The organism is Bacillus sp. 11C (assembly GCF_055486375.1).
This window is the reverse complement of sequence record NZ_JBUPVZ010000016.1, coordinates 13,479-31,977: the sequence shown is the minus strand read 5'-3', so window position 1 is coordinate 31,977 and position 18,499 is coordinate 13,479. Positions and strand designations below refer to the sequence as shown.

Below are 18,499 nucleotides of genomic sequence, written 5' to 3'. Positions count from 1 at the left end.
TTCTGTATAATGGTGTATGTTGGTCTTTTGACTGCGATGAAGCGAGAGGTTGCTGACACACCCGGCCGCTTTGCCATGGCAAGGTGTTCAGGTTTTTCTCGCGGAGAACTGTCTAACGTGATGTAGGCGAAAAGGAGGGAAAATAATGGCAAAACAAAAAATTCGTATTCGTTTGAAAGCATATGATCATAGAATCCTTGATCAATCTGCTGAGAAGATTGTTGAAACGGCAAAACGTTCTGGTGCCAGCGTATCTGGTCCGATCCCGTTGCCAACTGAAAAATCAGTTTACACAATCCTTCGTGCGGTGCACAAATACAAAGATTCTCGTGAGCAATTTGAAATGCGTACACATAAACGTTTAATCGACATTGTGAACCCAACACCACAAACTGTTGATGCTCTCATGCGATTAGATTTACCATCTGGTGTCGATATCGAAATTAAACTTTAATTCTAAAATATAGAATGATCTTAATAGGAGGTGTGACGAATGACCAAAGGAATCTTAGGAAGAAAAATTGGTATGACGCAAGTATTCGCAGAAAACGGTGATCTTATTCCGGTAACTGTTATTGAAGCTGCTCCAAACGTTGTTCTTCAAAAGAAATCAGCTGAAAACGATGGCTACGAGGCTATCCAGCTTGGTTTTGACGACAAGCGAGAAAAGCTTTCTAACAAACCTGAAAAAGGACACGTTGCAAAAGCGGAAACTGCTCCTAAGCGCTTCGTTAAAGAATTACGCGGAGTGGAAATGGATGCGTATGAAGTTGGTCAGGAAGTCAAGGTTGAAATTTTCTCTGCTGGAGAAATCGTAGATGTAACAGGAGTATCTAAAGGTAAAGGTTTCCAAGGTGCAATCAAGCGCCACGGACAATCTCGCGGACCAATGTCTCACGGTTCACGCTACCACCGTCGTCCTGGTTCAATGGGACCTGTAGATCCTAACCGTGTATTCAAAGGCAAACTATTACCTGGACGTATGGGCGGAGATCAAATCACTGTTCAAAACCTTGAAATCGTTAAAGTTGATGCGGAACGCAATCTTCTTTTGATCAAAGGTAACGTACCTGGTCCGAAGAAAACTTTAATCACTGTTAAAAGTGCTGTTAAATCTAAATAACTCTCTTAGGAAAGGAGGAAATTGATCATGCCAAAAGTAGCATTATACAACCAAAACGGTTCTACTGCTGGTGACATCGAATTAAACACTTCTGTATTTGGTATCGAGCCAAATGAGAGTGTTGTATTCGACGCTATTCTTATGCAAAGAGCTTCCTTACGTCAAGGATCTCACAAAGTAAAAAATCGTTCTGAAGTACGCGGCGGAGGTCGTAAACCATGGCGTCAAAAAGGTACTGGACGTGCCCGTCAAGGTTCTATCCGTTCACCGCAATGGCGCGGAGGTGGTGTCGTATTCGGCCCAACACCACGCAGCTATTCTTATAAATTACCTAAAAAAGTTCGCCGCTTGGCAATCAAATCAGTATTGTCTTCTAAAGTGATCGACAACAACATCATCGTACTTGAAGATCTTGCTCTTGATACAGCTAAAACAAAAGAAATGGCAGCTATCCTTAAAGGATTATCTGTTGAGAAAAAAGCTTTAATTGTAACTGCGGATGCTAACGAAGCAGTCGCTTTATCTGCTCGCAACATTCCTGGAGTTACTGTAGTTGAAGCTAACGGAATCAACGTTTTAGACGTTGTCAACCACGAGAAGCTTCTGATTACAAAAGCAGCGGTTGAAAAAGTAGAGGAGGTGCTTGCATAATGAAAGATCCTCGTGATGTTCTAAAGCGCCCCGTCATTACTGAACGTTCTGCTGATTTAATGGCTGAAAAGAAATACACTTTTGAAGTTGATGTAAGAGCTAATAAAACAGAAGTGAAAGACGCGATTGAAAGCATCTTTGGAGTGAAAGTTGACAAAGTCAACATCATGAACTACAAAGGTAAATCAAAACGTGTCGGACGCTACACTGGTATGACTAGCCGTCGCAGAAAAGCGATCGTAAAACTTACTGCAGACAGCAAAGAAATCGAAATTTTTGAAGCTTAATTATCTGTAAAAAGAAGGAGGGAAATTCAAAATGGCGATTAAAAAGTATAAACCGACCTCTAATGGACGTCGTGGCATGACAACTTCAGATTTTGCTGAAATCACGACTGACAAGCCGGAAAAATCCTTGCTTGCTCCCCTTCACAAAAAAGGTGGACGTAACAACCAAGGTAAATTGACTGTACGTCACCAAGGTGGCGGACATAAACGCCAATACCGTGTTATCGACTTCAAACGCGATAAAGATGGTATACCTGGACGCGTTGCTACAGTTGAATACGATCCAAACCGTTCAGCTAACATCGCTCTAATCAACTATGCAGACGGAGAAAAACGTTACATTCTTGCTCCTAAAGGAATTCAAGTGGGTACTGAAATCATGTCAGGTCCTGAAGCTGACATTAAAGTAGGTAATGCACTTCCACTTATCAACATCCCTGTTGGTACTGTTGTGCATAACATTGAATTAAAACCTGGCAAAGGCGGACAGCTTGTACGTTCAGCTGGTACATCTGCTCAGGTTCTTGGTAAAGAAGGTAAATACGTTCTTGTGCGTCTTAACTCTGGGGAAGTTCGCATGATTCTTTCTGCTTGCCGTGCTTCTATCGGTCAAGTAGGTAATGAACAGCACGAACTTATCAACATTGGTAAAGCTGGACGTTCTCGCTGGAAAGGCATCCGTCCTACAGTTCGTGGTTCTGTAATGAACCCTAACGATCACCCACACGGTGGTGGTGAAGGACGTGCGCCAATCGGACGTAAATCACCTATGTCTCCATGGGGTAAACCAACTCTTGGATTCAAGACACGTAAGAAAAAGAGCAAATCTGATAAATTTATCGTACGTCGTCGTAAAAATAAATAACGGGGTTGTCTACGGTTCATTTCGGACCGTAGTGCAATCACGAAGGGAGGTTCCAAAATGGCTCGCAGCTTGAAAAAAGGACCATTTGTCGATGGACACTTGATGACAAAAATCGAGAAATTAAACGAATCAGACAAGAAACAAGTGGTAAAAACTTGGTCTCGTCGTTCCACTATTTTCCCACAGTTTATTGGTCACACAATCGCAGTCTATGACGGACGTAAACACGTGCCTGTATTCATCTCTGAAGATATGGTAGGGCACAAGTTGGGTGAATTCGCTCCAACTCGTACGTACAAAGGTCATGCTAGTGATGACAAAAAAACAAGACGCTAAGAGAGGAGGCTTTTAAATGCAAGCTAAAGCTGTTGCAAGAACAGTCCGTATTGCTCCTCGTAAAGCACGTCTAGTAATGGACCTAATTCGAGGCAAGCAAGTAGGTGAGGCAGTATCAATCTTGAACCTTACACCAAGAGCTGCTTCTCCAATTATCGAGAAAGTATTAAAATCCGCTATTGCAAATGCTGAGCATAACTATGAAATGGACGTTAACAACCTGGTTATTTCTCAAGCATTCGTTGACGAAGGCCCTACGTTAAAAAGATTCCGCCCACGTGCTATGGGACGTGCGAGCCAAATCAACAAACGTACGAGCCACATTACAATCGTTGTATCAGAAAAGAAGGAGGGATAAGTAGTGGGTCAAAAGGTAAATCCAGTCGGTCTTCGTATCGGAGTCATTCGTGATTGGGAATCTAAGTGGTACGCTGGTAAAGATTACGCTGACTTCCTGCACGAAGATTTAAAAATTCGTGAATACATTAGCAAACGCCTTTCTGACGCTTCTGTTTCTAAAGTAGAAATCGAGCGTGCAGCAAACCGCGTTAACATTACGATCCACACAGCTAAGCCTGGTATGGTTATCGGTAAAGGCGGTTCTGAAGTTGAAGCACTTCGCAAAGCCCTTAACAGCCTTACTGGCAAGCGTGTACACATTAACATTCTTGAAATCAAAAGAGCAGATCTTGATGCACAGCTAGTTGCTGACAACATCGCTCGTCAATTAGAAAACCGTGTTTCTTTCCGCCGTGCGCAGAAACAACAAATCCAACGCACAATGCGCGCTGGAGCACAAGGTGTGAAAACAATGGTTTCTGGTCGTCTTGGCGGTGCAGATATCGCTCGTTCTGAATACTACAGTGAAGGAACTGTTCCATTGCACACATTACGTGCGGACATTGACTATGCAACATCTGAAGCTGACACTACTTACGGTAAGCTTGGTGTAAAAGTCTGGATCTATCGTGGAGAGGTTCTTCCTACTAAGAAGAAAACTGAGGAAGGAGGAAAATAATATGTTATTACCAAAACGCGTTAAATATCGCAGAGAGCATCGCGGAAAAATGCGTGGCCGTGCGAAAGGCGGTACTGAAGTACATTTTGGTGAGTTCGGTATCCAAGCTCTTGAAGCTTCATGGATTACTAACCGTCAAATCGAAGCTGCACGTATTGCGATGACTCGTTACATGAAACGTGGCGGTAAAGTTTGGATCAAAATTTTCCCTTCTAAACCTTACACTGCTAAACCACTTGAGGTACGTATGGGATCCGGTAAAGGGGCTCCAGAAGGTTGGGTAGCTGTTGTAAAACCGGGCAAAGTTTTATTTGAGATTTCTGGTGTGTCTGAAGAGGTTGCTCGTGAAGCGCTTCGTCTTGCATCTCACAAATTGCCAATTAAAACGAAGTTCGTAAAACGTGAAGAAATTGGTGGTGAATCAAATGAAAGCTAATGAAATTCGTGACCTTACCACTGCTGAAATTGAACAAAAAGTAAAGTCTCTTAAAGAAGAACTTTTCAATCTTCGCTTTCAATTAGCGACAGGACAACTTGAAAATACTGCTCGCATTCGTGAAGTGCGCAAAGCTATCGCGCGCATGAAAACTGTGATTCGTGAAAGAGAAATTGCTGCAAATAAATAATCACTGAGGGGAGGTCGTGAGCATGAGCGAACGTAACCAGCGCAAAGTTTACCAAGGCCGTGTAGTTTCTGACAAAATGGATAAAACCATTACTGTTGTTGTTGAAACATACAAAAAACATACACTTTACGGTAAACGCGTAAAATACTCAAAAAAATTCAAAGCACATGATGAAAATAATCAAGCTAAAATCGGTGACATCGTAAAGATCATGGAAACTCGTCCATTGTCTGCAACTAAGCGTTTCCGTCTAGTTGAAGTTGTCGAAGAAGCTGTTATTATCTAATAAAGTTCGGAATTCTTTTTCCGAAGGGAGGTAACAAATAATGATTCAACAAGAGACTCGTTTAAAAGTAGCTGATAACTCTGGCGCTCGTGAAGTGCTTACTATTAAAGTTCTTGGCGGTTCTGGACGCAAAACAGCTAACATTGGTGATGTCATTGTTTGCACGGTTAAACAAGCAACACCAGGAGGCGTTGTCAAAAAAGGTGAAGTCGTAAGAGCTGTTATCGTTCGCACGAAAAGCGGAGCACGCAGAAGCGACGGTTCATACATCAGCTTCGATGAGAATGCATGTGTTATCATCCGTGACGACAAGAGCCCGCGTGGAACTCGTATCTTCGGACCAGTTGCTCGTGAGTTGCGTGAAAACAACTTTATGAAAATTGTTTCTCTAGCTCCAGAAGTTATCTAATGAAATAAATGCCTTAGTCAAGGAGGTGCGATCAGGATGCATGTTAAAAAAGGCGATAAAGTAATGGTTATCTCTGGTAAAGATAAAGGCAAACAAGGAACAATCCTTGCTGCTTTCCCTAAAAAGGACCGCGTTTTAGTTGAAGGTGTGAACATGGTGAAGAAACACTCTAAACCAACTCAAGCTAATCCTCAAGGCGGTATTTCTAATCAAGAGGCGCCAATTCATGTATCAAACGTTATGCCGCTCGATCCTAAAACAGGTGAAGTGACTCGCGTAGGATACAAAGTGGAAGATGGCAAAAAAGTTCGTGTAGCAAAAAAATCTGGGCAAGTTCTAGATAAATAGTATTAAAAGGAAGGGAGGTCTATCTCATGAACCGCCTTAAAGAAAAGTACAATAAAGAAATTGCACCTGCTTTAATGACAAAGTTCAACTATAATTCTGTCATGCAAGTGCCTAAAATCGAAAAAATCGTAATCAACATGGGTGTTGGTGACGCTGTTCAAAACGCGAAAGCAATCGACAGTGCTGTTGAAGAATTAACGTTTATCGCAGGTCAAAAACCTGTCGTTACTCGTGCGAAGAAATCAATTGCTGGATTCCGTCTTCGTGAAGGAATGCCTATCGGTGCGAAAGTAACTCTTCGCGGAGAGCGCATGTATGATTTCCTTGATAAACTTATTTCTGTATCTTTACCGCGTGTACGTGACTTCCGCGGGATTTCTAAAAAATCTTTCGACGGTCGCGGTAACTACACACTTGGTATCAAAGAACAGTTAATCTTCCCTGAAATTGACTACGATAAAGTAACAAAGGTTCGCGGAATGGACATCGTTATCGTAACAACTGCTAATACTGACGAAGAAGCTCGTGAGCTATTAACTCAAGTAGGTATGCCGTTCCAGAAATAATCAATGAAAGGGAGGCGAAATCGTGGCTAAAAAGTCTATGATTGCGAAACAACAACGTACACCAAAGTTTAAAGTACAAGAGTACACACGCTGTGAACGCTGCGGACGTCCGCATTCAGTCATTCGTAAATTTAAACTTTGCCGTATTTGTTTCCGTGAGCTTGCATATAAAGGACAAATTCCTGGCGTGAAAAAAGCCAGCTGGTAATCCCCAAGAAAGGGAAGGAGGTAATTATATAATGGTTATGACAGATCCAATTGCAGATATGCTAACTCGTATTCGCAATGCAAACATGGTACGTCATGAGAAGCTTGAAATTCCTGCTTCTAAATTGAAAAGAGAAATTGCTGAAATTTTAAAGCGTGAAGGTTTCATTCGTGACGTTGAGTTCGTAGAAGACAGCAAACAAGGTATCATCCGCGTTTTCTTGAAATACGGACAAAACAACGAGCGCGTTATCACTGGTCTTAAAAGAATCAGCAAGCCTGGTTTGCGTGTATATGCTAAATCTAATGAAGTACCTCGCGTACTTAACGGTCTTGGAATTGCGATTATTTCTACATCACAAGGTGTTTTAACGGACAAAGAAGCCCGTGCAAAACAAGCTGGTGGAGAAGTTCTAGCATACGTTTGGTAAGAAGTTTAACATGAATGGAGGTGTTTGGTATGTCTCGTGTAGGTAAGAAGTTACTTGAGATTCCTTCTGATGTTACAGTTACGTTGAACGATAACAATACTGTAGCTGTGAAAGGACCAAAAGGAGAATTAACTCGTACGTTTCACCCTGATATGGAGATTAAAGTAGAGGACAATGTGCTTACAGTCGCTCGTCCTTCTGATCATAAAGAGCACCGTGCGCTGCATGGTACTACTCGCAGTCTGCTTGGCAACATGGTTGAAGGTGTATCTAAAGGATTTGAAAGAGGTTTGGAATTAGTCGGTGTCGGTTACCGTGCGTCTAAATCCGGAAATAAACTTGTTTTAAACGTTGGATACTCTCACCCTGTTGAGATCGTTCCTGAGGAAGGCATCGAAATTGAAGTTCCTTCTCAAACTAAAGTAGTTGTAAAAGGAACAGACAAAGAACGTGTAGGAGCTATTGCTGCTAACATTCGTGCTGTCCGTTCTCCAGAGCCTTACAAAGGTAAAGGTATCCGCTACGAAGGTGAAGTTGTTCGCCGCAAAGAAGGTAAATCTGCTAAGTAAGATCGCTTAAAGTGAAGAAAGGAGTGACCTAGATGATTACGAAAACTAGCAAAAATGCTGCTCGTCTTAAAAGACACGCTCGTGTTCGCGCTAAACTTTCCGGTACTGCTGAAAGACCGCGTCTGAACGTTTTCCGTTCTAACAAGCACATTTACGCTCAAATCATCGATGATGTAAATGGTGTAACACTTGCTAGTGCATCTACTCTCGATAAAGACTTGAACGTTGAAAGCACAGGAGATGCTTCTGCTGCTACTAAAGTTGGAGAATTAGTTGCAAAACGCGCTGCTGAAAAAGGCATTTCTGACGTAGTATTTGACCGTGGCGGATACTTATACCATGGACGTGTAAAAGCTTTAGCTGATGCTGCTCGTGAAGCTGGACTTAAATTTTAATAAAAGAAGGAGGGACACATGATTATGCGTCGTATTGACCCAAGCAAATTAGAGTTAGAAGAACGCTTAGTTACGGTTAACCGCGTAGCGAAAGTTGTTAAAGGTGGTCGTCGTTTCCGCTTCGCAGCTCTAGTAGTTGTCGGTGACAAAAACGGACACGTAGGATTCGGTACTGGTAAAGCACAAGAAGTACCAGAAGCGATCCGCAAAGCTGTTGAAGATGCGAAAAAGAATTTAATTGAAGTACCAATGGTTGGAACTACAATTCCACACGAAATCATCGGACGTTTCGGTGCAGGTAACATCTTGTTAAAACCTGCTTCTGAAGGTACTGGAGTTATCGCTGGAGGCCCTGTACGTGCGGTACTTGAGCTTGCAGGTGTAGCTGATATCCTTTCTAAGTCTTTAGGTTCTAACACACCGATCAACATGATTCGTGCAACTCTTCAAGGTTTAAGTGAACTTAAACGTGCTGAAGACGTTGCGAAGCTTCGTGGAAAATCTGTAGAAGAACTGTTAGGATAAGGAGGGAACATTAATGGCTAAATTAGAAATTACCCTCAAACGAAGTGTAATCGGTCGTCCGGAAGATCAACGCGTTACTGTGAGAACACTTGGTTTAAAGAAAACAAACCAAACTGTTGTTCATGAAGACAACGCTGCGATTCGCGGTATGATTAATAAAGTATCTCATTTAGTTTCTGTTAAAGAACAATAAAAATATTTGATCGGATAAGGAGGTGTCCTAATGAAACTTCATGAATTAAAACCTTCAGAAGGTTCACGCAAAACGCGTAATCGCGTAGGTCGTGGTATTGGTTCTGGTAACGGTAAAACAGCTGGTAAAGGTCACAAAGGTCAAAACGCTCGTTCTGGCGGCGGTGTGCGTCCAGGATTCGAGGGGGGACAAATGCCTTTATTCCAACGTCTTCCTAAACGCGGTTTCACTAACATCAACCGCAAGGATTACACTGTAGTCAACCTAGACAAATTGAACGGTTTTGCAGAAGGAACGGAAGTCACTCCTGAACTTCTTCTTGAGACTGGTGTTATTAGCAAACTTAATGCAGGAGTAAAGATTCTTGGCAACGGTAAATTAGAGAAAAAATTAACTGTAAAAGCCAATAAATTCTCTGCTTCTGCGAAAGAAGCTGTTGAAGCTGCTGGCGGTACAGCTGAGGTGATCTAACTTGTTTAAAACAATCTCCAACTTTATGCGTGTGAGTGATATCAGGAATAAAATCATATTCACTTTACTCATGCTTATCGTCTTTCGCATAGGTGCGTTTATTCCTGTGCCTTATGTTAACGCTGAAGCGTTACAGGCACAGTCTCAAATGGGTGTTTTTGATCTCCTTAATACATTTGGCGGCGGTGCGCTTTACCAATTCTCCATTTTTGCAATGGGAATTACTCCTTATATCACGGCTTCGATCATCATTCAGCTGCTTCAGATGGATGTTGTGCCGAAGTTTACCGAGTGGTCTAAGCAAGGTGAAGTTGGCCGCCGTAAATTAGCTCAGTTCACAAGGTACTTTACGATTGTGCTTGGGTTCATCCAAGCGTTAGGTATGTCATACGGATTCAACAATCTGGCAAACGGTATGCTGATCGAAAATTCGGGTGTTTCGACATATCTCATCATTGCTTTAGTGCTCACTGGCGGAACTGCCTTTTTAATGTGGCTCGGAGAACAAATTACGTCTCATGGGGTAGGCAACGGAATATCGATCATTATCTTCGCGGGGATTGTGGCTAGTATTCCAAAAACGGTTGGACAAATATATGAGACTCAATTTGTCGGCAGCGACGATCAGTTGTTTATTCATATTGTAAAAATCGCACTTCTTGTGATTGCGATTTTAGCAGTTATTGTTGGAGTTATTTTCATTCAGCAAGCCGTACGGAAAATTGCGATTCAATATGCTAAAGGCACAGGTCGTTCACCTGCAGGCGGAGGACAGTCTACTCACCTACCATTGAAAGTAAACCCTGCGGGGGTTATTCCGGTCATCTTTGCGGTTGCGTTTCTGATAACGCCGCGGACGATCGCGTCATTCTTTGGAACAAATGATGTGACAAAGTGGATTCAAAACTACTTTGATAATACGCATCCGGTGGGTATGGCGATATATGTTGCGTTGATTATTGCCTTTACGTACTTTTATGCTTTTGTACAGGTCAATCCTGAACAAATGGCTGATAACCTTAAAAAACAGGGTGGCTATATCCCGGGGGTTCGTCCAGGGAAAATGACTCAAGATAGAATTACGAGCATTTTGTATCGACTTACGTTTGTGGGTTCTATATTCTTAGCCGTGATTTCCATTCTTCCTATCTTTTTCATTCAATTCGCTGGATTGCCTCAAAGTGCACAAATTGGCGGAACATCTTTGTTAATTGTTGTCGGGGTAGCCTTAGAGACAATGAAGCAACTAGAAAGCCAGTTGGTGAAACGAAACTACCGTGGATTTATGAAAAACTAGAGGAAATGGATTTATCCATTCCCTCTTAATAAAGAGAGGACGGGGGAAATCCGAATGAACTTAGTCTTAATGGGGCTTCCTGGTGCCGGTAAAGGTACACAGGGCGAACGAATTGTTGAGGATTATGGGATTCCTCATATCTCAACAGGAGATATGTTCCGTGCTGCTATGAAAGAAGAAACACCACTCGGACTCGAAGCAAAATCTTATATTGATAAGGGAGAGCTCGTACCTGACGAAGTCACAATCGGAATTGTCAAAGAAAGGCTTGGCAAAGACGATTGTGAAAGAGGTTTTCTTCTGGACGGATTTCCGCGAACAGTCGCTCAAGCCGAGGCTCTTGAAGGAATTCTTGAGGAGTACGGCAAGCCGATTGATTATGTCATTAACATTGAAGTCGACAAGGATGTTCTGATGGAACGTCTGACTGGACGCAGAATTTGCAGTGTTTGCGGCACAACCTATCATTTAGTCTTTAATCCGCCGAAAACGCCGGGTGTTTGTGATAAAGACGGAGGCGAACTCTATCAACGGGCAGATGATAATGAGGAAACAGTCTCTAAACGGCTTGAGGTAAACATGAAGCAAACTCAGCCTTTACTCGATTTTTATTCTGAGAAAGGTTATCTTGCAAACGTGAATGGCCAACAGGACATTCAAGACGTATATGCAGATGTGAAGGATCTTCTTGGAGGATTAAAAAAATGATTATCTGTAAAACCCCACGTGAACTTGGTATCATGCGGGAAGCAGGGCGAATCGTGGCTTTAACTCATGAAGAGTTAAAAAAGCATATTAAACCAGGAATCTCGACAAAAGAATTGGATCAAATTGCCGAACGTTTTATTAATAAGCAGGGTGCAATCCCATCTTTTAAGGGGTATAATGGGTTTCGCGGGAGCATTTGCGTATCAGTTAATGAAGAACTCGTTCACGGTATTCCTGGCAGCAGGGTGCTGAAGGACGGAGACATCATCAGTATTGATATCGGTGCTAAATTAAATGGTTATCATGGTGACTCTGCATGGACATATCCGGTAGGAAACATCAGCAATGATGACAAAAAACTTCTGGAAGTGACAGAGGAGTCTTTATATAAAGGCTTGCAGGAAGCAAAACCAGGTGAACGTTTGTCGAATATTTCCCACGCAATACAAACGTATGTCGAAAATGAGCAGTTTTCAGTTGTTAGGGAGTATGTCGGACATGGTGTTGGTCAAGACTTGCATGAGGACCCGCAAATTCCTCATTATGGTCCGCCCAACAAAGGACCACGGCTCAAACCTGGCATGGTTCTCGCTATTGAACCTATGGTGAACGCTGGCAGCCGCTACGTGAAAACATTGGCTGATAACTGGACGGTTGTAACGGTAGATGGGAAAAAGTGTGCTCATTTTGAACATACAATTGCGATTACGGAAACGGGTTTTGATATACTGACGAGAGTCTAGGTGATGAAAATAATTCCGAAGACAGGTGTTTTATCCTGCTTGATAGGGCAGAAAGTTTGGATGAACATTGGCAGGACTGAATTCATCTTGCTGTTGTCATTGGAATTGTTAACGATCATCATTGTACTAACAGCAGACGGAGAAAAGCGTACATTTCATTCTCCTAAGAAAAAGAATATCAATCATTTAACCCTTTATGATTGCGTATCTCCGGAAGTTCAGAACAGTATAAACGAAACAGGGCGTGTGACAAACGGAAAACTGAGATTTTCTCTTTTGAAATTTGTCAGAAAGCAAGTTACTGATTTGAAGAAGGGAGAACACTTGAATGGCGAAAGACGATGTAATTGAAGTGGAAGGTACTATAGTCGAAACATTGCCAAACGCGATGTTCAAAGTTGAACTCGAAAACGGCCATACTGTTTTGGCTCATGTATCTGGTAAAATCCGCATGCACTTCATTCGCATTTTACCTGGAGACAAAGTTACGGTAGAATTATCTCCATATGACTTAACTCGTGGCAGGATTACGTACCGTTACAAATAAAGCACTCCGGAAACTGAAGGAGGTTGGAAACACATGAAAGTGAGACCATCAGTTAAACCAATCTGCGAAAAATGTAAAGTTATTCGCAGAAAAGGAAAAGTAATGGTGATCTGTGAAAATCCAAAGCATAAACAAAAACAAGGATAATTTATAAGGAGGTGCCCAGAGAATGGCTCGTATTGCTGGTGTAGATATCCCACGTGACAAACGTGTTGTTATTTCTTTAACGTATGTCTTCGGAATTGGCCGCACAACGGCTCAACAAGTCTTGAAAGAGGCTGGTGTTTCAGAAGATACTCGTGTGCGTGATCTTACTGAAGAAGAACTTGGTAAAATCCGTGATGTTATTGATAAACTGAAAGTAGAAGGTGACCTTCGTCGTGAAGTTTCTCTTAACATTAAGCGTCTGATCGAAATCGGAAGCTACCGCGGAATCCGCCATCGCAGAGGTTTGCCTGTTCGCGGACAAAACTCTAAAAACAATGCGCGTACTCGTAAAGGTCCGCGTCGTACTGTAGCTAACAAGAAAAAATAAGTAAGGGAGGTACCTAAACAATGGCTGCTGCTCGTAAATCTAACACGCGTAAACGTCGCGTGAAAAAGAATATTGAGTCTGGAATTGCTCATATTCGCTCAACTTTCAATAACACGATCGTTACGATCACTGACACTCATGGTAATGCTCTTTCTTGGTCTAGTGCCGGAGCTCTAGGATTCAGAGGTTCTCGTAAATCTACTCCTTTTGCTGCGCAAATGGCTGCAGAAACAGCTGCTAAAGGTTCAATCGAACATGGTCTTAAAACTCTTGAGGTTACTGTTAAAGGCCCTGGTTCAGGCCGTGAAGCTGCAATTCGTGCACTTCAAGCTGCTGGACTAGAAGTCACTGCTATCAGAGACGTAACTCCTGTTCCTCATAACGGATGCCGTCCACCAAAACGTCGCCGCGTGTAATTTGTTTGTATAGATTTTGTGTCCCTGTCAATAATGGGTTATGATACAGTTATTTATGAAACGAATGCACCGACTCGTTGCCTGAGCACATACGGGACTAAACAATGGGGAATTTCGGATGGAATCTCATATGATTCTATTCGAGGTTTCGACGTTTTGAAGGAGGGTTTTAAGTAATGATCGAGATTGAAAAACCAAAAATCGAAACGGTTGAAATCAGCGACGATGCCAAATTTGGTAAGTTTGTCGTAGAGCCACTTGAGCGTGGATATGGTACAACTCTGGGTAACTCCTTACGTCGTATCCTCTTATCCTCACTCCCTGGTGCCGCTGTAACATCAATCCAGATAGATGGTGTACTGCACGAATTCTCGACAATTGAAGGCGTTGTGGAAGATGTTACAACGATTATCTTACACATTAAAAAGCTTGCATTGAAAATCTACTCTGATGAAGAGAAGACGTTAGAAATTGATGTACAGGGCGAAGGAACTGTAACGGCAGCAGATATTACACACGATAGTGATGTAGAGATTTTAAATCCAGATCTTCATATCGCGACTCTTGGTGAGAATGCGAGTTTCCGAGTTCGCCTTACTGCTCAAAGAGGACGTGGGTATACGCCTGCTGACGCAAACAAGAGAGACGATCAGCCAATCGGCGTGATTCCGATCGATTCTATCTTTACACCAGTTTCTCGTGTATCTTATCAGGTAGAGAACACTCGTGTAGGCCAAGTTGCAAACTATGATAAACTTACACTTGATGTTTGGACTGATGGAAGCACTGGACCGAAAGAAGCCATTGCGCTTGGTTCAAAGATTTTAACTGAACACCTTAATATATTCGTTGGTTTAACTGACGAAGCTCAACATGCTGAAATCATGGTTGAAAAAGAAGAAGATCAAAAAGAGAAAGTTCTTGAAATGACAATTGAAGAATTAGATCTTTCTGTTCGTTCTTACAACTGTTTAAAGCGTGCGGGTATTAACACGGTTCAAGAGCTTGCGAACAAGACGGAAGAAGATATGATGAAAGTTCGTAATTTAGGACGCAAATCACTTGAAGAAGTGAAAGCGAAACTAGAAGAACTTGGACTCGGACTTCGCAAAGACGATTGACTAGTTTCCTATGCGAACTAGGATTTTCGTGTGTTTATTATCAGAAACAGCATTCCAATAAAGGAGGGGACATCACATGTCATACAGAAAACTAGGACGTACGAGTGCACAGCGTAAAGCTATGCTTCGTGATCTTACAACTGATTTGATCATCAACGAAAGAATCGAAACAACTGAAACACGTGCGAAAGAACTTCGCTCTGTAGTTGAAAAAATGATCACGCTTGGCAAACGCGGTGATCTTCACGCTCGCCGTCAAGCTGCTGCATACATCCGCAACGAGGTTGCTAACGAAGAAAATAACCAAGATGCACTTCAAAAATTATTCTCTGACATTGCAACTCGTTACGAGGAGCGCCAAGGCGGATACACACGTATTATGAAGCTTGGTCCTCGCCGTGGTGACGGAGCACCAATGGCAATTATCGAATTGGTTTAATATCACATATTTTTGTGTATCTAAAGAAGGGCGGGACAGTTTCTAACTGGATCTATGCCCTTTTTTTAGATACTGCAACTTTTTATATAGAGAGAATAGCAGAGCGTTAGCTGAGAGGAGGCCGGTTTTCCATGAATCAAAATCAGTTGATATCGGTAGAGGATATCGTATTTCGATATCGGAAAGACGCAGAAAGGCGAGCACTAGACGGCGTCTCCCTGCAGGTGTATGAGGGTGAATGGCTTGCTATTGTAGGTCATAACGGTTCAGGAAAATCAACACTGGCCCGGACTTTGAATGGTTTAATCCTTCCTGAATCAGGTGATATCAAGGTTGCCGGGATTCAATTGACAGAGGAATCGGTTTGGGAAGTGCGTAAGAAGATTGGTATGGTCTTTCAAAATCCGGATAACCAATTTGTCGGAACGACGGTTCGCGATGATGTGGCTTTTGGTTTAGAAAACAATGGTGTACCGCGGGAAGAAATGATTGAGAGAGTAGACTGGGCAGTAAAACAGGTGAATATGCAAGATTTTCTCGATCAAGAGCCGCACCATCTCTCCGGAGGCCAAAAGCAGAGAGTTGCGATTGCGGGAGTTATTGCCGCACGTCCTGATATTATTATCTTAGATGAAGCAACATCTATGCTTGACCCGATTGGGCGAGAAGAAGTGCTTGAAACGGTAAGACACTTAAAGGAACAGGGCATGGCAACTGTCATTTCCATCACACATGATTTGAATGAGGCGGCAAAAGCAGATCGAATCATTGTCATGAATGGCGGTAAGAAACATGCCGAAGGGACGCCTGAAGAGATTTTTAAATTGAATAAGGAACTTGTTCGAATCGGGCTTGATTTACCCTTCTCATTCCAGCTTAGCCTGCTATTACGTGAAAATGGACTGGCACTGGAAGAAAATCATTTGACTCAGGAAGGGCTGGTGAAAGAGCTATGGACATTACAATCAAAGATGTAGAGCATCGCTATCAGATGAAGACGCCGTTTGAGCGCCTTGCACTGTATGACATCAATGCATCGATTAAAGAAGGAAGCTACGTAGCCGTTATCGGGCATACAGGCTCTGGCAAGTCCACTCTTCTTCAGCACCTGAATGGTCTTCTGAAGCCGACGAAGGGACAGATATCACTAGACAGCACTGTCATTCAGGCAGGGAAAAAGAATAAAGAGCTGAAAGCCCTTCGCAAAAAAGTCGGAATCGTTTTCCAATTTCCTGAACATCAATTATTCGAAGAAACAGTTCTCAAAGATATTTCGTTCGGACCAATGAATTTTGGTTTAAAAAAAGAGGCTGCTGAACAAAGAGCGAGAGAGATGCTGAAGCTTGTAGGTTTATCAGAAGAGCTTCTGGACAGATCGCCTTTTGAATTAAGCGGGGGACAAATGCGCAGAGTTGCAATTGCCGGCGTACTTGCAATGGATCCTGAAGTGCTTGTTTTGGATGAACCGACTGCTGGTTTGGATCCAAGAGGTCGAAAAGAGATAATGGACATGTTTTATGAGCTTCATCAACGGGGAAACCTGACGACGATCCTTGTGACTCACAGCATGGAGGATGCCGCTGCATACGCTGATGAAATGATTGTCATGCATAAAGGAACGATACAAGCTTCAGGCAGTCCGCGTGATCTGTTTTTAAAAGGTGAAGAGATGGCTGGCTGGGGGCTGGATCTTCCGGAAACGATCAAATTCCAAAGACAGCTGGAAGCTGCACTTGGCGTCAAATTTAAAGAGCCTATGCTCACGATTGAAGATGCCGCTGCTGAAATCCGTACTCTCTTTCATGGGGAGAAAACCTTATGATGGACAGCATGATTATCGGCAAGTATGTACCGGGCTCTTCACTTGTGCACCGGCTTGACCCCAGAACAAAGCTCATCACGATCTTTTTATTTGTTTGTATCGTATTCTTAGCCAATAATGTACAGACATATGCACTGCTTGGATTATTTACAGCGGGCGTCGTTTCTTTAACAAGAGTTCCTTTCTCTTTTTTAATGAAAGGGTTGAAGCCTATTATCTGGATTGTCCTTTTCACGTTCCTTCTTCACATTTTAATGACACACGAAGGACCGATTATCTTTCAATTAGGCGTTTTCAAAGTCTATGAGGGCGGTTTGGTTCAAGGGATATTCATTTCTCTAAGATTCGTCTATCTGATTTTAATCACAACCTTACTAACACTAACGACTACTCCGATTGAGATTACCGATGGAATGGAACAGCTGCTGAATCCATTAAAAAAAGTAAAGCTTCCTGTGCACGAGCTGGCTCTTATGATGTCAATTTCTTTGCGGTTTATCCCGACCTTGATGGAGGAGACAGATAAGATCATGAAGGCTCAGATGGCGCGAGGTGTTGATTTTACAAGCGGCCCTGTCAAAGACAGAGTAAAGGCTATTGTCCCGCTTCTTGTCCCTCTCTTCGTCAGTGCATTCAAACGTGCCGAGGAGCTTGCGGTGGCAATGGAAGCAAGAGGCTATCAAAGCGGAGAGGGACGTACGAAATATAGAAAGCTTGTATGGACAGGAAAAGATACTTCTGTCATTGTCAGCTTGATGGTATTGGCTGCTTTGTTATTTTTCTTAAGGGCTTAGAGGTGCTGGTATGAGACTGAAATGCACGATTTCTTATGACGGACATTTGTTTAACGGTTATCAGGTTCAGCCGGGCAAACGAACGGTTCAGAGTGAACTGGAGAAGGCTTTAGCTGTCCTGCATAAGTTGAAAGAAAGAATTCCGGTCGTATCGTCAGGAAGAACAGACAGCGGGGTTCACGCAGCCGGACAGGTGATTCATTTTGATACACCGCTGTCTATCCCGGCAGAGAGATGGCCGTATGCTTTAAATGCACTGCTTCCGGACGATATCGCAGTCAAACAGGCGGAAATTGCGGATGATGGGTTCCATGCACGATTTAGCGCAGTGAAAAAAGAATATCGCTACTTTGTATACACGGATAAACACCCGGACGTATTTAAACGGCATTACGCTTACCATTTTTCATATCACCTTAATGTGCAGAACATGAGAGAAGCGGCAAAGCATCTTTTAGGGACGCATGATTTTACGAGCTTTTGCGCGGTTAAAACAGAAGTGCAGGACAAGGTAAGAACGATTTACGAACTTGATTGGACTGAGACAGATGACGGCCTGCAAATGCGGATCACAGGCAGCGGTTTCTTATATAATATGGTCAGAATTATTGCGGGTACTTTGCTTGATGCAGGTATTGGCAAAATTTCTCCCAATGATGTGAAATCCATGCTGGAAGCGAAGGATCGCGAAGCGGCAGGGCGCACAGCGCCGGGGCACGGGCTATATTTATGGAACGTTTTCTATGACAACTAAACCAGGTGTGTAATATT

Annotated in this window: 35 protein-coding genes; all 35 read left to right on the top strand. The window is 42.7% G+C overall.

The window, feature by feature from the left end; all coding sequences use genetic code 11:
- The first annotated feature begins 145 nt into the window (after positions 1-145).
- The 35 genes from rpsJ to truA all read left to right on the top strand — a co-directional run bounded on the left by rpsJ (position 146) and on the right by truA (position 18,482).
- On the top strand, positions 146-454 hold the full coding sequence (rpsJ, locus tag ACY3LV_RS18090; protein WP_003156464.1) for a 30S ribosomal protein S10: 309 nt from the start codon (positions 146-148) through the stop codon (positions 452-454).
- A 39-nt stretch (positions 455-493) separates the two neighbouring features.
- A complete protein-coding gene (gene rplC / locus ACY3LV_RS18085; RefSeq protein WP_039076392.1) occupies positions 494-1,123 on the top strand; it encodes a 50S ribosomal protein L3 in 630 nt (209 codons plus the stop codon).
- Positions 1,124-1,150: 27 nt separating this feature from the next.
- Positions 1,151-1,774 (top strand): 50S ribosomal protein L4, encoded by a 624-nt coding sequence (gene rplD / locus ACY3LV_RS18080; protein WP_148964430.1) that lies wholly within the window; start codon positions 1,151-1,153, stop codon positions 1,772-1,774.
- Positions 1,774-2,061 (top strand): 50S ribosomal protein L23, encoded by a 288-nt coding sequence (gene rplW / locus ACY3LV_RS18075; RefSeq protein WP_087991691.1) that lies wholly within the window; start codon positions 1,774-1,776, stop codon positions 2,059-2,061. Before rplD ends, rplW begins: the two co-directional genes overlap by 1 nt.
- A gap of 31 nt (positions 2,062-2,092) precedes the next feature.
- Positions 2,093-2,926, top strand: coding sequence for a 50S ribosomal protein L2 (gene rplB / locus ACY3LV_RS18070; RefSeq protein ID WP_024714051.1), 834 nt, complete (start codon positions 2,093-2,095; stop codon positions 2,924-2,926).
- A 57-nt stretch (positions 2,927-2,983) separates the two neighbouring features.
- Positions 2,984-3,262, top strand: a complete 279-nt coding sequence (gene rpsS / locus ACY3LV_RS18065; RefSeq protein ID WP_039076395.1) for a 30S ribosomal protein S19 — start codon at positions 2,984-2,986, stop codon at positions 3,260-3,262.
- Between the two features lie 16 nt (positions 3,263-3,278).
- Positions 3,279-3,620, top strand: coding sequence for a 50S ribosomal protein L22 (gene rplV, locus ACY3LV_RS18060; protein ID WP_014662532.1), 342 nt, complete (start codon positions 3,279-3,281; stop codon positions 3,618-3,620).
- Positions 3,621-3,623: 3 nt separating this feature from the next.
- Positions 3,624-4,280 (top strand): 30S ribosomal protein S3, encoded by a 657-nt coding sequence (gene rpsC, locus ACY3LV_RS18055; RefSeq protein ID WP_003242001.1) that lies wholly within the window; start codon positions 3,624-3,626, stop codon positions 4,278-4,280.
- A gap of 1 nt (position 4,281) precedes the next feature.
- Positions 4,282-4,716: a 50S ribosomal protein L16 gene (rplP, locus tag ACY3LV_RS18050; protein WP_003225801.1), complete on the top strand. Its 435-nt coding sequence runs from the start codon at positions 4,282-4,284 to the stop codon at positions 4,714-4,716.
- Positions 4,706-4,906: a 50S ribosomal protein L29 gene (rpmC, locus tag ACY3LV_RS18045; RefSeq protein ID WP_003156482.1), complete on the top strand. Its 201-nt coding sequence runs from the start codon at positions 4,706-4,708 to the stop codon at positions 4,904-4,906. The genes rplP and rpmC overlap by 11 nt, the downstream gene beginning before the upstream one ends.
- A 22-nt stretch (positions 4,907-4,928) precedes the next feature.
- Positions 4,929-5,192 carry a 30S ribosomal protein S17 gene (rpsQ, locus tag ACY3LV_RS18040; RefSeq protein ID WP_003225804.1) on the top strand — a complete coding sequence of 88 codons (264 nt, stop codon included), beginning with the start codon at positions 4,929-4,931 and terminating at the stop codon, positions 5,190-5,192.
- A 40-nt stretch (positions 5,193-5,232) separates the two neighbouring features.
- A complete protein-coding gene (rplN, locus tag ACY3LV_RS18035; protein ID WP_003156485.1) occupies positions 5,233-5,601 on the top strand; it encodes a 50S ribosomal protein L14 in 369 nt (122 codons plus the stop codon).
- Positions 5,602-5,637: 36 nt separating this feature from the next.
- Positions 5,638-5,949 carry a 50S ribosomal protein L24 gene (gene rplX, locus ACY3LV_RS18030; RefSeq protein ID WP_003156486.1) on the top strand — a complete coding sequence of 104 codons (312 nt, stop codon included), beginning with the start codon at positions 5,638-5,640 and terminating at the stop codon, positions 5,947-5,949.
- 26 nt (positions 5,950-5,975) lie between these two features.
- Positions 5,976-6,515 (top strand): 50S ribosomal protein L5, encoded by a 540-nt coding sequence (gene rplE, locus ACY3LV_RS18025; protein ID WP_148964429.1) that lies wholly within the window; start codon positions 5,976-5,978, stop codon positions 6,513-6,515.
- Positions 6,516-6,537: 22 nt separating this feature from the next.
- Positions 6,538-6,723, top strand: coding sequence for a 30S ribosomal protein S14 (gene rpsN / locus ACY3LV_RS18020; protein WP_003156488.1), 186 nt, complete (start codon positions 6,538-6,540; stop codon positions 6,721-6,723).
- Between the two features lie 31 nt (positions 6,724-6,754).
- Complete coding sequence (gene rpsH / locus ACY3LV_RS18015; protein WP_003241998.1) at positions 6,755-7,153, top strand: 30S ribosomal protein S8; 399 nt, start codon at positions 6,755-6,757, stop codon at positions 7,151-7,153.
- Positions 7,154-7,182: 29 nt separating this feature from the next.
- The gene (rplF, locus tag ACY3LV_RS18010) at positions 7,183-7,722 is read left to right on the top strand and encodes a 50S ribosomal protein L6 (RefSeq protein WP_087991692.1); all 540 of its coding nucleotides are present in this window, start codon (positions 7,183-7,185) and stop codon (positions 7,720-7,722) included.
- Between the two features lie 32 nt (positions 7,723-7,754).
- On the top strand, positions 7,755-8,117 hold the full coding sequence (gene rplR / locus ACY3LV_RS18005; RefSeq protein ID WP_087991693.1) for a 50S ribosomal protein L18: 363 nt from the start codon (positions 7,755-7,757) through the stop codon (positions 8,115-8,117).
- A gap of 24 nt (positions 8,118-8,141) precedes the next feature.
- Positions 8,142-8,642: a 30S ribosomal protein S5 gene (rpsE, locus tag ACY3LV_RS18000; RefSeq protein ID WP_003328273.1), complete on the top strand. Its 501-nt coding sequence runs from the start codon at positions 8,142-8,144 to the stop codon at positions 8,640-8,642.
- A 13-nt stretch (positions 8,643-8,655) separates the two neighbouring features.
- Positions 8,656-8,835, top strand: a complete 180-nt coding sequence (gene rpmD, locus ACY3LV_RS17995) for a 50S ribosomal protein L30 (protein WP_003156497.1) — start codon at positions 8,656-8,658, stop codon at positions 8,833-8,835.
- Between the two features lie 30 nt (positions 8,836-8,865).
- Positions 8,866-9,306, top strand: coding sequence for a 50S ribosomal protein L15 (gene rplO / locus ACY3LV_RS17990; RefSeq protein ID WP_087991694.1), 441 nt, complete (start codon positions 8,866-8,868; stop codon positions 9,304-9,306).
- Between the two features lies 1 nt (position 9,307).
- Positions 9,308-10,603 (top strand): preprotein translocase subunit SecY, encoded by a 1,296-nt coding sequence (gene secY, locus ACY3LV_RS17985; protein WP_087991695.1) that lies wholly within the window; start codon positions 9,308-9,310, stop codon positions 10,601-10,603.
- Positions 10,604-10,657: 54 nt separating this feature from the next.
- Positions 10,658-11,311, top strand: a complete 654-nt coding sequence (locus tag ACY3LV_RS17980) for an adenylate kinase (RefSeq protein WP_087991696.1) — start codon at positions 10,658-10,660, stop codon at positions 11,309-11,311.
- The gene (gene map, locus ACY3LV_RS17975) at positions 11,308-12,054 is read left to right on the top strand and encodes a type I methionyl aminopeptidase (RefSeq protein WP_087991697.1); all 747 of its coding nucleotides are present in this window, start codon (positions 11,308-11,310) and stop codon (positions 12,052-12,054) included. The genes ACY3LV_RS17980 and map overlap by 4 nt, the downstream gene beginning before the upstream one ends.
- 60 nt (positions 12,055-12,114) lie before the next feature.
- Positions 12,115-12,405, top strand: a complete 291-nt coding sequence (locus ACY3LV_RS17970; RefSeq protein ID WP_176365281.1) for an RNA-binding protein — start codon at positions 12,115-12,117, stop codon at positions 12,403-12,405.
- Entirely contained in the window at positions 12,383-12,601 is a 219-nt protein-coding gene (gene infA, locus ACY3LV_RS17965) for a translation initiation factor IF-1 (RefSeq protein WP_003156508.1), read from the top strand. Before ACY3LV_RS17970 ends, infA begins: the two co-directional genes overlap by 23 nt.
- Positions 12,602-12,634: 33 nt before the next feature.
- Positions 12,635-12,748 carry a 50S ribosomal protein L36 gene (gene rpmJ / locus ACY3LV_RS17960; RefSeq protein WP_003156543.1) on the top strand — a complete coding sequence of 38 codons (114 nt, stop codon included), beginning with the start codon at positions 12,635-12,637 and terminating at the stop codon, positions 12,746-12,748.
- A gap of 22 nt (positions 12,749-12,770) precedes the next feature.
- A complete protein-coding gene (gene rpsM / locus ACY3LV_RS17955; protein ID WP_003156545.1) occupies positions 12,771-13,136 on the top strand; it encodes a 30S ribosomal protein S13 in 366 nt (121 codons plus the stop codon).
- Positions 13,137-13,156: 20 nt separating this feature from the next.
- Complete coding sequence (gene rpsK / locus ACY3LV_RS17950) at positions 13,157-13,552, top strand: 30S ribosomal protein S11 (protein ID WP_010332782.1); 396 nt, start codon at positions 13,157-13,159, stop codon at positions 13,550-13,552.
- A 176-nt stretch (positions 13,553-13,728) separates the two neighbouring features.
- Positions 13,729-14,673, top strand: a complete 945-nt coding sequence (locus tag ACY3LV_RS17945) for a DNA-directed RNA polymerase subunit alpha (protein ID WP_087991698.1) — start codon at positions 13,729-13,731, stop codon at positions 14,671-14,673.
- A gap of 76 nt (positions 14,674-14,749) precedes the next feature.
- Positions 14,750-15,112 (top strand): 50S ribosomal protein L17, encoded by a 363-nt coding sequence (gene rplQ, locus ACY3LV_RS17940; protein ID WP_003225836.1) that lies wholly within the window; start codon positions 14,750-14,752, stop codon positions 15,110-15,112.
- A gap of 131 nt (positions 15,113-15,243) precedes the next feature.
- The gene (locus ACY3LV_RS17935) at positions 15,244-16,089 is read left to right on the top strand and encodes an energy-coupling factor ABC transporter ATP-binding protein (RefSeq protein WP_464864267.1); all 846 of its coding nucleotides are present in this window, start codon (positions 15,244-15,246) and stop codon (positions 16,087-16,089) included.
- On the top strand, positions 16,065-16,934 hold the full coding sequence (locus ACY3LV_RS17930; RefSeq protein WP_333562254.1) for an energy-coupling factor ABC transporter ATP-binding protein: 870 nt from the start codon (positions 16,065-16,067) through the stop codon (positions 16,932-16,934). Before ACY3LV_RS17935 ends, ACY3LV_RS17930 begins: the two co-directional genes overlap by 25 nt.
- Complete coding sequence (locus ACY3LV_RS17925) at positions 16,931-17,728, top strand: energy-coupling factor transporter transmembrane protein EcfT (protein ID WP_333562253.1); 798 nt, start codon at positions 16,931-16,933, stop codon at positions 17,726-17,728. The genes ACY3LV_RS17930 and ACY3LV_RS17925 overlap by 4 nt, the downstream gene beginning before the upstream one ends.
- 10 nt (positions 17,729-17,738) lie before the next feature.
- Complete coding sequence (truA, locus tag ACY3LV_RS17920) at positions 17,739-18,482, top strand: tRNA pseudouridine(38-40) synthase TruA (RefSeq protein ID WP_333562252.1); 744 nt, start codon at positions 17,739-17,741, stop codon at positions 18,480-18,482.
- The last annotated feature ends 17 nt before the right edge of the window (positions 18,483-18,499 follow it).